Below are 12,796 nucleotides of genomic sequence, written 5' to 3' on the forward strand. Positions count from 1 at the left end.
GCGGGTTCGCCGGGCGGCCCCGCGGGGCAGGACCCGGGGCGTCCCCGCCCACCCCCTCGAGGAGCAGCATGCCCATCGCCACCGTGGACCCGGCGACCGGCGAGACGGTCACGACCTTCGACGCGCTCGGCGCGGAGGAGCTCGAGCAGCGCCTCGCCCGCGCCGACGAGACCTTCCGCACCTACCGGCGGACCTCGTACGCGCAGCGGGCCGGCTGGATGCGCGCCTTCGCCGACCTGCTCGACGGGGAGGCCGACCAGACCGCCGCGCTCATGACCCTCGAGATGGGCAAGACCCTCAAGGCGGCGCGGGCGGAGATCGCCAAGTGCGCCGCGGGCGCGCGCTACTACGCCGACAACGCCGAGCGGTTCCTCGCCGACGTGCCGTACGACGCCGACGCGGTCGGCGCCGAGCAGGCGTACACCCGGTACCAGCCGCTGGGCCCCGTGCTCGCGATCATGCCGTGGAACTTCCCGCTCTGGCAGGTCGTGCGCTTCGCCGCCCCCGCGCTCATGGCCGGCAACGTCGGCCTGCTCAAGCACGCCTCGAACGTCCCGCAGACGGCGCTGCGCCTCGAGGAGCTCATCACCCGCGCCGGCTTCCCCGCGGGCGCCTTCCAGACGCTGCTCGTCGGGTCCTCCGCCATCGAGGGGATCCTCTCCGACCGCCGCGTCGTGGCCGCGACGCTCACCGGCTCGGAGGGCGCGGGCCGCTCCGTGGCCGAGGTCGCCGGGCGGCAGCTGAAGAAGACCGTGCTCGAGCTCGGCGGCAGCGACCCCTTCGTCGTCATGCCCTCGGCGGACCTCGAGCGCGCCGCGCAGGTCGCCGCCACCGCCCGGTGCCAGAACAACGGCCAGTCCTGCATCGCGGCCAAGCGCTTCATCGTGCACCGCGACGCCGCGGAGGAGTTCCAGCGGCTGTTCGTCGAGGCGATGCGGGCGCTCGTCGTCGGCGACCCCACCGACGACGCGACCGACGTCGGGCCGCTCGCCACCGAGCAGGGCCGTACGGACGTCGAGGAGCTCGTCGCCGACGCCGCCGCGAAGGGCGCCGACGTGCTCTGCGGCGGCACCCGGCTCGACGGGCCCGGCTGGTACTACCCGCCGACGGTCGTCGCCGGGATCACGCCGGACATGCGGATGCACCACGAGGAGGTCTTCGGGCCCGTCGCCTCGCTCTACGTCGTCGAGGACCTCGAGGCGGCCGTCGCGCTGGCGAACGACACCCCCTTCGGCCTCGGCTCCAACGCCTGGACCGAGGACCCGCAGGAGCGCGAGCGCCTCGTCGAGGGCCTGGACGCCGGGCAGGTCTTCGTCAACGGGATGACGACCTCGTACCCGCCGCTGCCCTTCGGCGGCGTCAAGGCCAGCGGGTACGGCCGCGAGCTCGCCGACCTGGGCATCCGGGAGTTCTGCAACGCCAAGACCGTGTGGGTCGGGAAGGCCGCGGCCCCCGACGCGGGCACCGCGGCCAGCGAGTGACGACCGGGCAGCAGACCCGCCCGGCGGCGCCCGACGAGCGCCTGCGGTGGCGCGCGCTCGCCGTCGCGCTCGTCGCGTCGTTCATGACGCTGCTCGACGTCAGCATCGTCAACGTCGCGCTGCCCTCGATCGAGGGCAGCCTCGGCGCCACCCAGAGCGACCTGCAGTGGATCCTCTCCGGGTACGCCCTCACCTTCGCCCTCGCGCTCGTCCCCGCCGGGCGGGTGGGGGACGCCCGGGGCCGGCGCACCGTCTACCTCGTCGGGCTCGCGGGCTTCGTCCTGGCCAGCGCGGCCTGCGGGGCGGCCCAGACGAGCTGGCAGCTCACGGCGGCCCGCCTGGTGCAGGGCGCCGCCGCCGGCGCGGTCATCCCGCAGGTCAGCGGGTTCATCCAGCAGCTGTTCCAGGGCGCGGACCGCGGGCGCGCCTTCGGCGTGCTCGGTGCGACGATCGGGCTCTCGACCGCGGTCGGCCCGGTCCTCGGCGGCGTGATCCTCGCCGTCGCCGGCGAGGACCAGGGCTGGCGCTGGATCTTCCTCGTCAACGTGCCCCTCGGCGCGGTCGCGCTCGTCCTCGCCCGGCGCTACCTGCCCGCACCGCGCCCGCACCGCGGGCCCCGCGAGTCGCTGGACCCGGTGGGCGTCGCGCTGCTGGGCACCGCGCTCGTGCTCCTCCTGCTCCCCCTGCTCGAGCAGCGCGAGTGGGAGGGCGCCGCGAAGTGGCTGCTGCTGCCGGCGGCGGCGGTCGTCCTGGCCGGGTTCGTGCTGTGGGAGCGCCACCACGCGCGGCGCAGCCAGCCCCTCGTCGACCTGCGGCTGTTCCGCAGCGCGTCCTACGCGTTCGGGACCGGCCTGGCGCTCGCCTACTTCAGCGGCTTCACGGCGATCTTCTTCGTCCTCGCGCTCTACTTCCAGTCCGGCGAGGGCTACTCGCCCCTGCTCTCCGGCCTGGCCATCACCCCCTTCGCCGTCGGCTCGGCCTTCGCCAGCGCCGCCGGCGGGCGCCTCGTCGGGCGGTACGGCCGCGCCCTCGTCGTCGTCGGCCTGGCCACCGTGGCGGTCGGCCTCGCCGCCGCGGACCTCGTCATCGCCGGCGACCCCGAGCGGGTGGGCCTGCTCACCGCGCTGCCGCTGCTCGTCGCCGGCCTCGGCAGCGGGCTGGTCATCACCCCGAACCAGACGCTCACGCTGGCGACCGTCCCGGTCGAGCAGGGCGGCGCGGCGGGCGGCGTGCTCAACACCTTCCAGCGCATCGGCGCCGCGATCGGCATCGCGCTCGTCGGCGGCGTGGTGTTCAACCGGCTCGAGTCCAGCGGCGGGGACTGGTCCGAGGCCGTCGCCACGGGCCTGCGCTGGTCGATCGCGCTCTTCGCCGTCGCCCTCGCCCTCGGCGTCGCCGAGCTCGTCCGCGACCGCCGCCGCCCGGCCCCCGCCCGGCCCTGACCCCGCCGGCGCCCCGACCCTGAGCCCGCCGCGGGCACCATCCGCGCATGATCGCCGCGGGGTGGGGCGGCGGCGACGGCCCCACCCACCGCTCCTGCGGCGATCATGCGCTGATGGCGCTGCCGGTGCTCAGGCGCCGATGCGCGGGTCCCCCGGGGCGGTGCGCCAGACGCTGACGACGCTGGGGCGGGGCAGGCCGCCGTACGGCCAGGTGGACATCGGCGACGCGTAGGTCGAGCCGTCGCCCTCCCCCGGGTGCTGCACCGCGCACAGCGCGGTGCGCCCGTCGGCGGTGATGAGCGGGCCGCAGCACTCCGCGCCGACCGGCACCGTGAGGAACTGCTTGAGCACCCCGCGGTCCGGGCCGCTGACCGGTGCGGCGAACATGCCGTCGTTGGCGCCCAGCGCGTTGCCGTCCGTGGCCAGCCACAGGTTGCCCGCCGGGTCGAAGGTGAGGTTGTCCGGGCACGAGATCGGGCTGACCCGGCTCTTGTCCGCCCCCGCGAAGTACGTCTGCGGGTCCGCCGGGTCGCCCGCGAGCAGGAAGATCTGCCAGCGGAAGCCGAGGGCCCCCGGGTCGCGCTCGGTGATCTCGATGGTGTGCCCGTGCCGGTTGACCGGGCGCGGGTTCGCCTCGTCGGGGCCGGGGCGGCCCTCGGTGCCGCGCTGGGTGTTGTTCGTGAGGTTGACGTAGACCTTGCCGTTGACCGGGTTGCGCTCCATGTCCTCGGGCCGGTCCATCCTCGTCGCGCCGACGCGGTCCGCGGCGGTGCGGGTCAGGACGAGGACCTCGTCGACGCTCATCCCCGGGACCCGGCTCTCGCCGTCGACCACGAGCGGCACCCAGCGGCCGCGGCCGTCGTACAGCCCGTCCTCGGGCAGGTCGCCGGCGTCGCCGAGGTCCGGGCTGTCGCCGTCGTAGCGCGCCACGTAGAGGTCGCCCTCGTCGAGCAGCGCCATGTTGTGGCGCCGGGCGGCCGCCCCGCCGCCCGCGCGGAACCGGCCCTTGGAGATGAACTTGTACGTGTACTCGAAGCGCTCGTCGTCGCCCATGTAGACCGCGACCCGCCCGTCGCGCGTGATCGCCGTCGTCGCGCCCTCGTGCTTGCAGCGCCCGAGCGCGGTGAGCTTGCGCGGGGTGCTCGTCGGGTCCCACGGGTCGATCTGCACGACCCAGCCGAAGCGGTGCGGCTCGTTCGGCTCCTGCGTCATGTCGAAGCGCCGGTCCGCCCTGGCCCACTCGCGGGCGAACTCGGTGCCGGTGGGGGCGCCGACGCCGTACCGGGCGTAGCCCTCGGCGAGGTCCGGCGGGAAGGAGCTGTAGTCGGGGACGAGCTCGCCGTCCTGGTCCAGGCCGGGGACGGTGAAGTAGCCGTTGAAGTTCTCCTCGCCGGTGAGGACCGTCTCCCACGGCGTGTGGCCGCCGGCGCAGTTGTTGATCATGCCGACCGGGTGCAGGCCGCGGCGGTCCTCGGAGGTCCGCAGCAGCGGCGAGCCCGCGGCCGGGCCGGTGAAGGCCATCGGGGTCATGGCGGTGATGCGCCGGTTCCACCGCCGCCCCTTCGCCCGGCGCCACTCCCCCGTGCGCCCGACCCGCTCGATCTCCACGACGGACCCGCCGTGCGCCGCCATCGAGGTGCGGATCTGGCGCACCGTGGCGGAGGCGGCACCCTCCCAGCCGGGGAACATGAGCTCCTCGTTGGTGTACTCGTGGTTCACCCAGAGCAGCGCGCGGTCGGGGTCGCCCGGGAAGGCGAAGACGGTGACGTAGTCGCAGTTGTAGCCGAACTGCTTCGCCTGCGCCTGCGGCGACTGGCGCTCGGGGTCGAAGTGGGGGGCGCCCTCCTCGACGGGGTCGCCCCACGCGACGAGGACCGACCAGTCGTACCCGTTGGGCACCACGAGCGTGTCGAGCGTGTTCACCCCGACCGGCGAGAAGGTGAGCCCGCCGGCGCGGGTGGCCGCCGCGGCGCCCTCCGCCGCGCCGGACGCCCCCTCGGCCGCGGCGGCCCGCCCACCGGCCGCCGTCGCGGCGCCCGTGCCGAGGACCAGCGCCGCGGCGCCGGCCTTGAGCACGCCGCGCCGGCTGACGGCCTCCGCGACGAGGTCGCCGAAGTACGGGTTGCCGCTCGTGTTGGGCACCGCGTGGAAGCAGGCGTCGGCGCAGCGGTAGCGGCAGGTCGTGCGGCTGCGCCCGGAGTGGGCCTGCAGGAGCGGCAGGAGCCGGCGGGTCGCGCGCTCGGGGGTCTCGGTCACGGGTCCTCCAGGTGTGCGCAGGACGGGCGCCTCGTCGCGCCCGCCCCGTTCCGTGCGTCCGAGGACCCTAGACCGGTGTCCGGCCGGTGAACAGGGGGTGACGCCCGGGCGGCCCCTGCGCCGGCGCGGCCCGCGGCCCCTCCAGCCACGCGAGCACGGCGGGGGCGAGGGCGCCCAGGCCCTTGTACGCCGCCAGGTCCCCCGGCAGCGCCCGCAGCCAGCCGGCCACCCGGGCGCGGGCCCCGGCGTCACCGTCCAGCGCGGCCAGCGGGTCGACGTGCGTGCGGATGGTGAACACGACCGCGCCGCTGACCGGCATCCGGCGCAGGGTCTGGCGCTCGACGCGCAGCACGACGTCGTCGGGGACGCGCGGCGGCGCCTCGCGGTGCGGCCGCCGCGGCTGGAAGAGCGCGGGGTGGTCGAGGACGCTGCCGTTGAGCCGCCACAGCCCCCGCGCGGGGTCGAGCCGCTCCAGCACCCGGTCGACCGGGGTGCCGATGGCCGCGGCGTAGCCCGGCACCGGCGCGTGGATCTCCGCCACCGGCCGTCCGACCTTCTCGGCGAGCACCCAGCGCGAGGGGAACGCCACGCTGGCCGCGACGAGGCGCAGGACGCCGTCGCGGCCGGGCAGGTGCAGGCACAGGTCCTCGGGCACGAGCCGGGCGGCGAGGTCCACCGGGTGCAGCCCGTCCCGCTCCGCGGGCAGGTACGCCGCCCCGTCCCGCGGGTCGACCACCTCCCCGCCGCGCAGCGCGTAGCGCTCGGGGTGGTGCGCGAGCAGGTGCCCGACGAGGGTGTCGAGCAGCTCCCGGCCGGCGGCGCGCACCGCGGCCGGGCCCGGGTCGGCGTCGGCGACCGCCACGACGTCGGCGTGCCGCCCGGCGAGCAGCCGGCGCTTCTCGGCGAGCTGCGCGTCCGCGTCCGGGCCGAGCTCGACCCACGTCGCCGGGTCGAGCGTGCGGGTGCCCACCCGGAGCCGGTGCGGGCCCGGCTCGAAGGGCAGGTAGCGCGGCACCGGACGAGCCTAGGCGCTCGGCTCCTCGCCCACCGCGCCGTCGGCGAGCTCGCGGAGCAGGTCGAGGTGGCCCAGGTGCCGCGCGGTCTCCTCCACGAGGTGCAGGAGGATCCAGCGGAGCCGGAAGCCGCCCGTCGAGGACACGTCGTCCAGCGACGCCGCGGCGACGACGGCGTCGCACCGGCGCGACTCCTCGGCGTAGGCCGCCAGGAGCGCGGCCATCGGGACGCCGACGGGCACGTGCAGCTCGCCGTCGGGGTCCTCGTCGGTCCAGTCGAAGGCGAGGCCCTGCTCCCCGGCGAAGACGCGGCGGACCCAGTCGCGCTCGACGTTCTCGAGGTGGCGCACCACGCCGTGGGCGGTGAGCCCGGTCGGCGTGGCCACGGCGCGCAGCGCCGCGTCGTCGGCGCCGCCGACCTTCCACGCCACGAGGTCCCGCTGGCGCTGCAGGAAGCCGAGGAGCGCCCCTGCCTCGTCCGCCCGGTGCCCGGGCTCGGCGACGCCGTGCCGCCGCCCCGTCGTCGCTCCGCCGCCGTCGTCGCTCACGGGGACAGGGTGCCCTGCCCGAGCGCCGGCGGGCAGCGCAGGGCGGCGAGCGCGAGGGCCTCGAGCACCGCGCCGGCCCGCGCCCGCCCGCGGGCGCTGCGCGGCGTGGAGTTGAGCAGGGCGAAGACCGCGACCACGCGCACCCGTGCCTCCTCGGCGCCGAGCCCGGGGACGTCCGCGCGCAGGGCCGCCACCCAGAGGTCGACGTACGCCCGCTGCACCCGCCGGACCCGCCGCCGCTCCGGCTCCGGCAGTGAGGGCAGGTCGCGCTCCTGCACGACGATGAGCTCCGGCTCGCGCAGGGCGAAGTCGAGGTGGGCCGCGACGAGGCGCGGGAGCCGGTCGGGGCCCTCGACGGCCCGGGCGCGCTCGAGCAGCTGCTCGCTGGTGCCCACGAGCATCGTCGTGAGCACGGCGTCCTTGCCCGGGAAGTGCCGGTAGACGCCGGGCCCGGAGATGCCGGCGGCGCGGCCGAGGTCCTCGATCGACACCCCGTGGAACCCGCGGGCGGCGAACAGCGGCGCGGCGGCCCGCAGGATGTCGTCCCGTCGTGCCACGGCCGCCCCTCCTGGACAAGCGGTGCGGCCCTGCCTACGCTCGGGCCGTGTTAGCGAACGCTAACAGCAGTCGATGCCCGTGAGGTCCCGTGGACAGCGCCGTCCTGACCAGCCGCACCGACCCCCGCAGCGCCGAGGCGCAGCGGCGCGAGTCCGCGCACCGGGCCCTGGTGGCCGACCTGCGCGCGCGCCTGGCCCGCGCCGCCCTGGGCGGCCCGGAGGCGTCGCGCGAGCGGCACGTCGCCCGCGGCAAGCTGCTGCCCCGCGAGCGGGTGGACGCCCTGCTCGACCCGGCGAGCCCGTTCCTGGAGCTCTCGCCGCTGGCGGCCGGCGGGATGTACGGCGACGACGCCCCGGGCGCGGGCATCATCACCGGCGTCGGGCGGGTGTCGGGCCGCGAGTGCGTGGTCGTGGCCAACGACGCGACCGTGAAGGGCGGCACGTACTACCCGGCCACGGTGAAGAAGCACCTGCGGGCGCAGGAGGTGGCGCTGCAGAACCGCCTGCCGTGCGTCTACCTCGTCGACTCCGGCGGCGCCTTCCTGCCGCGCCAGGACGAGGTCTTCCCGGACCGCGAGCACTTCGGGCGCATCTTCTACCACCAGGCGACGATGTCCGCGCGGGGCATCCCGCAGGTCGCGGCCGTCCTCGGCTCCTGCACCGCCGGCGGGGCGTACGTGCCCGCGATGAGCGACGAGGCCGTCATCGTCCGGGACCAGGGGACGATCTTCCTCGGCGGGCCCCCGCTGGTGCGGGCCGCCACCGGCGAGGTCGTGACGGCGGAGGAGCTCGGCGGCGGGGTGCTGCACGCCCGCACCTCCGGGGTCGTCGACCACCTCGCCGACGACGACGCCCACGCGCTCTCCCTCGTCCGCGCGATCGTCGCGGGCCTCGGTCCGCGCCCCCCGCGCGCCTGGGAGGTGGCCGCGCCGGAGGAGCCCGCGGTCGACCCCGCCACGCTCTACGCCGCGGTCCCGACCGACGGCCGGACGCCGTACGACGTCCGCGAGGTCGTCGCGCGGCTCGTCGACGGCAGCCGCTTCACGGAGTTCAAGGCCGAGTACGGCACCACGCTCGTCACCGGCACCGCGCGGGTCCACGGGCACCCCGTGGGCATCGTCGCCAACAACGGCGTGCTGTTCGGCGAGTCCGCGCTCAAGGGCGCGCACTTCGTCGAGCTGTGCGACCAGCGCGGCATCCCGCTGCTGTTCCTGCAGAACATCACCGGCTTCATGGTCGGGCGGGACTACGAGGCCGCGGGCATCGCGAAGCACGGGGCGAAGATGGTCACCGCGGTCGCCTGCGCCCGGGTCCCCAAGCTCACCGTCGTGGTCGGCGGGTCCTTCGGCGCCGGCAACTACTCGATGTGCGGCCGCGCGTTCTCACCGCGCTTCCTGTGGATGTGGCCGAACGCGCGGATCTCCGTCATGGGCGGCGAGCAGGCGGCGTCCGTCCTGGCCACGGTGCGCCGCGAGCAGGTCGAGGCGCGCGGGGGCACGTGGGACGAGGCCGAGGAGGAGGCGCTCAAGGCGCCGGTCCGGGCCCAGTACGAGACCCAGGGCGACCCGTACTACTCCACCGCCCGGCTGTGGGACGACGGCGTCATCGACCCGCTCGACACCCGTACGGTCGTGGGCCTGGCCCTGTCCGCGGTCTCGCGCACCCCGCTCGAGCCCGTCCGCTACGGCGTCTTCCGGATGTGAGCCGCGTGTTCGACACCGTCCTGGTCGCCAACCGCGGCGAGATCGCCGTCCGCGTCCTGCGGACCCTGCGCCGGCTCGGCGTGCGCGGCGTGGCCGTGCACAGCGACGCCGACGCCGGCGCGCGCCACGTGCTCGAGGCCGACGCGGCCGTGCGGCTCGGCCCGGCGCCCGCCGCGGCGTCGTACCTGTCGGTGGAGCGGGTCGTGGCCGCCGCGCTGGCGAGCGGCGCGCAGGCCGTGCACCCCGGGTACGGGTTCCTGTCGGAGAACGCCGCGTTCGCCGCGGCCTGCGCCGACGCCGGGCTGGTGTTCGTCGGGCCGCCCGCGCACGCCGTGGAGGTCATGGGCGACAAGATCCGGGCCAAGGCGACCGTCGCCGCCGCCGGGGTGCCCGTGGTGCCGGGCCTCGCCGAGCCGGGCCTCGACGACGACGCGCTCGTGGCGGCGGCGCAGGCCGTCGGCTACCCGGTGCTCGTCAAGCCGTCGGCGGGCGGCGGCGGCAAGGGCATGCGCCTGGTCCACGAGCCGGGCGCGCTGCGGGACGCCCTCGCCTCGGCGCGCCGGGAAGCGTTGTCCGCGTTCGGGGACGACACGCTGTTCCTCGAGCGCTTCGTGCTGAGCCCGCGGCACGTCGAGGTGCAGGTCCTCGCCGACGCGCACGGCGGCGTGGTGCACCTGGGCGAGCGCGAGTGCAGCCTCCAGCGGCGCCACCAGAAGGTGGTCGAGGAGGCGCCGTCACCGCTGCTCGACGCGGCGACCCGCGCGCGGATCGGCGGGGCCGCCGTGGAGACGGCCCGGTCGGTCGGCTACGAGGGCGCCGGGACGGTCGAGTTCATCGTCTCGGCCGACCGGCCCGACGAGTTCTTCTTCCTCGAGATGAACACCCGGCTGCAGGTCGAGCACCCCGTCACCGAGCTGGTGACGGGCCTGGACCTCGTCGAGCTGCAGCTGCGGGTCGCCGCCGGCGAGCCCCTCCCCCTGCGCCAGGAGGACGTGCGCCTGGACGGGCACGCGGTGGAGGCCCGGGTGTACGCCGAGGACCCGGCCCGGGGCTTCCTGCCCACCGGCGGGCGCGTGCTGCTGCTGCGCGAGCCGGCCGGCGAGGGGGTCCGGGTCGACTCCGGCCTCGTCGCGGGCGCGGAGGTCGGGACGACGTACGACCCCATGCTCGCCAAGGTCGTGGCGCACGGCGCCGACCGCGCCGCGGCCCTGGCCCGGCTCGACCGCGCCCTCGCCGGCACCGCGGTGCTGGGCGTCGGCACCAACGTGCCGTTCCTGCGCGCCCTGCTGGCGCACCCCGACGTGCGGGCCGGGCGGCTCGACACCGGGCTCGTCGAGCGCGACCTCGACGCGCTCGTCGCGCGGGACGTGCCCGAGGACGCCCTGGCGGCGTACGGCCTGGCGCGGCTGCACGAGCTCGAGCCGCAGGGCCCGGCCGACCCGTGGGACGTCCCGAGCGGCTGGCGCCCGGGCGGACCGGCCTGGACGACGTGGCGCGTCGCCGCGCCCGGGGCGGACCCGGTCCCCGTCGCCGTACGGGGGCGGGCGCAGGCGGCGGACGTGCGCGTCGGGGACGGCCCCGCGCGGGCCGCCTCGGTCCGGGCCGCGGGCGACGGCCTCCTCGTCACCCTCGACGGCACGGCGAGCCGCTGGCTGGTGGCGCGCGACGGCGCCACCCTCTGGCTGGGCCGCGAGGGTGCGGCGTGGGCCCTCGCCGAAGCCCCCCGCGCGCCCCGCGGCGCGGCCGCCGCGGCCGGGGGCGGCGAGCTGCGCAGCCCCATGCCGGGCACCGTCGTCGCCGTCCTCGTCGAGGACGGCGCCCGCGTCGCGCAGGACCAGGCCGTCGTCGTCGTGGAGGCGATGAAGATGGAGCACGCGCTGCGCGCCCCCGTCGCCGGGACCGTCGCCCTGGCCGGCGTGCCGGTCGGCGGCGCGGTGGCGCTCGACGAGCTGCTCGCCACCGTCGAGCCCTGAGGGCCGGTCGCGGCGCGGCTCAGGCGCCCCGCGACTCCTGCGCGTGCTGCTCGCGCAGCAGCCCCGCGCCGTGCTCCCCGCCCGGCTCCTGCCCCAGGGCGGAGAGCACCTGCTCGACCTCCTCACCGGGACGGCGCGGGGCGAGCACCGGCACGTCGGGGTCGACCACGGCCTCGAGCACGCAGGGCCGGTCCGCCGCCAGCGCCTCCTCGACGGCCGCGTCCACCCCGCCGGGCGCGTCGACGCGCACCCCGCGCAGCCCCAGCAGCTCGGCGTAGCCGGCGTAGGGGAACGGCGGCACCTCCTGCGACACCGGGTAGCGCGGGTCACCCTCCATCTCCCGCTGCTCCCACGACACCTCGGACAGGTCGCCGTTGTGCAGCACGAGGACGACGAAGCGCGGGTCGGCCCACTCCCGCCAGCGGTGCGCCACGGTGATGAGCTCGAGCAGCCCGTTCATCTGCATCGCGCCGTCGCCGGCCATGGCGACGACCGGCCGGGACGGGTCGGCGAGCTTGGCCGCCACCCCGTACGGCATCGCCGAGCCCATCGACGCCAGGGTGCTCGACAGGTGCGCGGGGGCGCGCGGCGGCAGCCGTAGGTGGCGGGCGTACCAGTAGGTGACCGAGCCGACGTCCACGGCCACCTGCACGTCGGCCGGCAGGCGGCGCGACAGCGCGTCGACGACGCGCTGCGGGTCGAGCGGCACGGCGTCGCGGGCGGCCCGCTCCTCGCGGACGGCGTGCCAGCGGCGGACGTACCCCTCGACCTCGCCCGCCCAGGCGCCCCCGCTGCGGTCCGGCAGCAGCGGGAGCAGGGCGGACAGGGCCTCCCGCGCGTCCCCGACGAGCGCCGCGTCGACCGGGTGCTTGGCCCCGACGTTGCGGGCGGCGACGTCGACCTGCACGCAGCGGGCCTGCCCGGGCACCGGGTAGAACTCGGTCCACGGGTCGTTGCTGCCGACGATGAGGAGCGTGTCGCAGCCGCCCATGAGGTCGGCGGACGCCGTCGTGCCGAGGTGGCCCATCACCCCGCAGTGCCGGGGCAGCCCCTCGTCGAGCAAGGGCTTGCCGAGCAGCGAGGTGCAGAGGCCCGCGCCGAGCCGGTCAGCGACCGCCAGCACCTCGGCCTCCGCGCCGCGGGCGCCCTGCCCCACGAGCAGCGCCACCCGCTCCCCCGCGCCCAGCACCTCGGCGGCACGGCGCAGGTCCTGCTCCTGCGGCAGCACGCGGGGCGTCCCGGTGACGGCCGACGTCAGCACCACGCCGTGCCCGTGCGGCGGCTCCTCGGGGAGCTCGGCGCGCTGGACGTCGTGCGGGACGATGACGCAGGTCGGGCTCGACGTGGCGATCGCCGTGCGGAACGCGGCGTCGAGCACGTGGTCGAGCTGCTCGGGGGCCAGGACGGTCTGGACGTACTGCCCGCAGACGTCCTTGAAGAGCGTGTGCAGGTCGACCTCCTGCAGGTAGCCGCTGCCGAGGGCGGTGGTCACCACCTGGCCGACGACGGCGACGACCGGCTTGCGGTCGAGCTTCGCGTCGTAGAGCCCGGTCAGCAGGTGCACCGCGCCGGGGCCCTGGGTGGACAGGCACACCCCGACCTCGCCGGTGTACTTCGCGTGCCCGGTCGCCATGAAGGCGGCCATCTCCTCGTGCCGGGCGGTGACCAGGGCGGGGTCGCCGCCGCCCCGGTGGAACGCCGCGAGGAGGGGGTCGATCCCGTCGCCGGCGTAGCCGAAGACGCGCTGCACCCCCCAGGCGCGCAGGCGGGCGACGAGGGCGTCGGCGACGAGCACGGGCGTACCTCCCGGGGTCGGGTCCCGC

Annotated in this window: 9 protein-coding genes; 4 read left to right on the top strand and 5 right to left on the bottom strand. The window is 76.7% G+C overall.

Annotated elements, in window-relative coordinates; genetic code table 11:
- Positions 1 to 68 precede the first annotated feature (68 nt).
- A complete protein-coding gene (locus tag D5H78_RS09390; protein ID WP_119950160.1) occupies positions 69 to 1,481 on the top strand; it encodes an NADP-dependent succinic semialdehyde dehydrogenase in 1,413 nt (470 codons plus the stop codon).
- Complete coding sequence (locus D5H78_RS09395; protein WP_218566429.1) at positions 1,478 to 2,923, top strand: MFS transporter; 1,446 nt, start codon at positions 1,478 to 1,480, stop codon at positions 2,921 to 2,923. The genes D5H78_RS09390 and D5H78_RS09395 overlap by 4 nt, the downstream gene beginning before the upstream one ends.
- A gap of 129 nt (positions 2,924 to 3,052) precedes the next feature.
- Here D5H78_RS09395 and D5H78_RS09400 read toward each other — a convergent pair whose 3' ends face one another.
- The 4 genes from D5H78_RS09400 to D5H78_RS09415 form a co-directional block, all read right to left on the bottom strand.
- Positions 3,053 to 5,179: a PhoX family protein gene (locus D5H78_RS09400; RefSeq protein ID WP_119950161.1), complete on the bottom strand. Its 2,127-nt coding sequence runs from the start codon at positions 5,177 to 5,179 to the stop codon at positions 3,053 to 3,055.
- 67 nt (positions 5,180 to 5,246) lie between these two features.
- On the bottom strand, positions 5,247 to 6,194 hold the full coding sequence (locus D5H78_RS09405) for a heme-dependent oxidative N-demethylase family protein (RefSeq protein WP_119950163.1): 948 nt from the start codon (positions 6,192 to 6,194) through the stop codon (positions 5,247 to 5,249).
- 9 nt (positions 6,195 to 6,203) lie between these two features.
- Complete coding sequence (locus D5H78_RS09410) at positions 6,204 to 6,740, bottom strand: DinB family protein (RefSeq protein WP_165865680.1); 537 nt, start codon at positions 6,738 to 6,740, stop codon at positions 6,204 to 6,206.
- On the bottom strand, positions 6,737 to 7,297 hold the full coding sequence (locus tag D5H78_RS09415) for a TetR/AcrR family transcriptional regulator (RefSeq protein ID WP_119950164.1): 561 nt from the start codon (positions 7,295 to 7,297) through the stop codon (positions 6,737 to 6,739). Before D5H78_RS09415 ends, D5H78_RS09410 begins: the two co-directional genes overlap by 4 nt.
- 89 nt (positions 7,298 to 7,386) lie before the next feature.
- Between D5H78_RS09415 and D5H78_RS09420 the strand changes: the two genes are divergently transcribed.
- The gene (locus tag D5H78_RS09420; RefSeq protein ID WP_119950167.1) at positions 7,387 to 9,000 is read left to right on the top strand and encodes a carboxyl transferase domain-containing protein; all 1,614 of its coding nucleotides are present in this window, start codon (positions 7,387 to 7,389) and stop codon (positions 8,998 to 9,000) included.
- Positions 9,001 to 9,005: 5 nt separating this feature from the next.
- Positions 9,006 to 10,973 (top strand): acetyl/propionyl/methylcrotonyl-CoA carboxylase subunit alpha, encoded by a 1,968-nt coding sequence (locus tag D5H78_RS09425; protein ID WP_119950312.1) that lies wholly within the window; start codon positions 9,006 to 9,008, stop codon positions 10,971 to 10,973.
- 19 nt (positions 10,974 to 10,992) lie between these two features.
- Here D5H78_RS09425 and D5H78_RS09430 read toward each other — a convergent pair whose 3' ends face one another.
- Positions 10,993 to 12,768, bottom strand: a complete 1,776-nt coding sequence (locus tag D5H78_RS09430) for a thiamine pyrophosphate-requiring protein (protein ID WP_119950168.1) — start codon at positions 12,766 to 12,768, stop codon at positions 10,993 to 10,995.
- Positions 12,769 to 12,796 lie beyond the last annotated feature (28 nt).

It is taken from the genome of Vallicoccus soli, assembly GCF_003594885.1.
Lineage (GTDB): Bacteria > Actinomycetota > Actinomycetes > Motilibacterales > Motilibacteraceae > Vallicoccus > Vallicoccus soli.

What these genes read in the sequence shown, in the direction of transcription:
- D5H78_RS09390 (WP_119950160.1), top strand. Translation starts at nt 69, where the DNA reads ATGCCCATCGCCACCGTGGACCCGGCGACCGGCGAGACGGTCACGACC.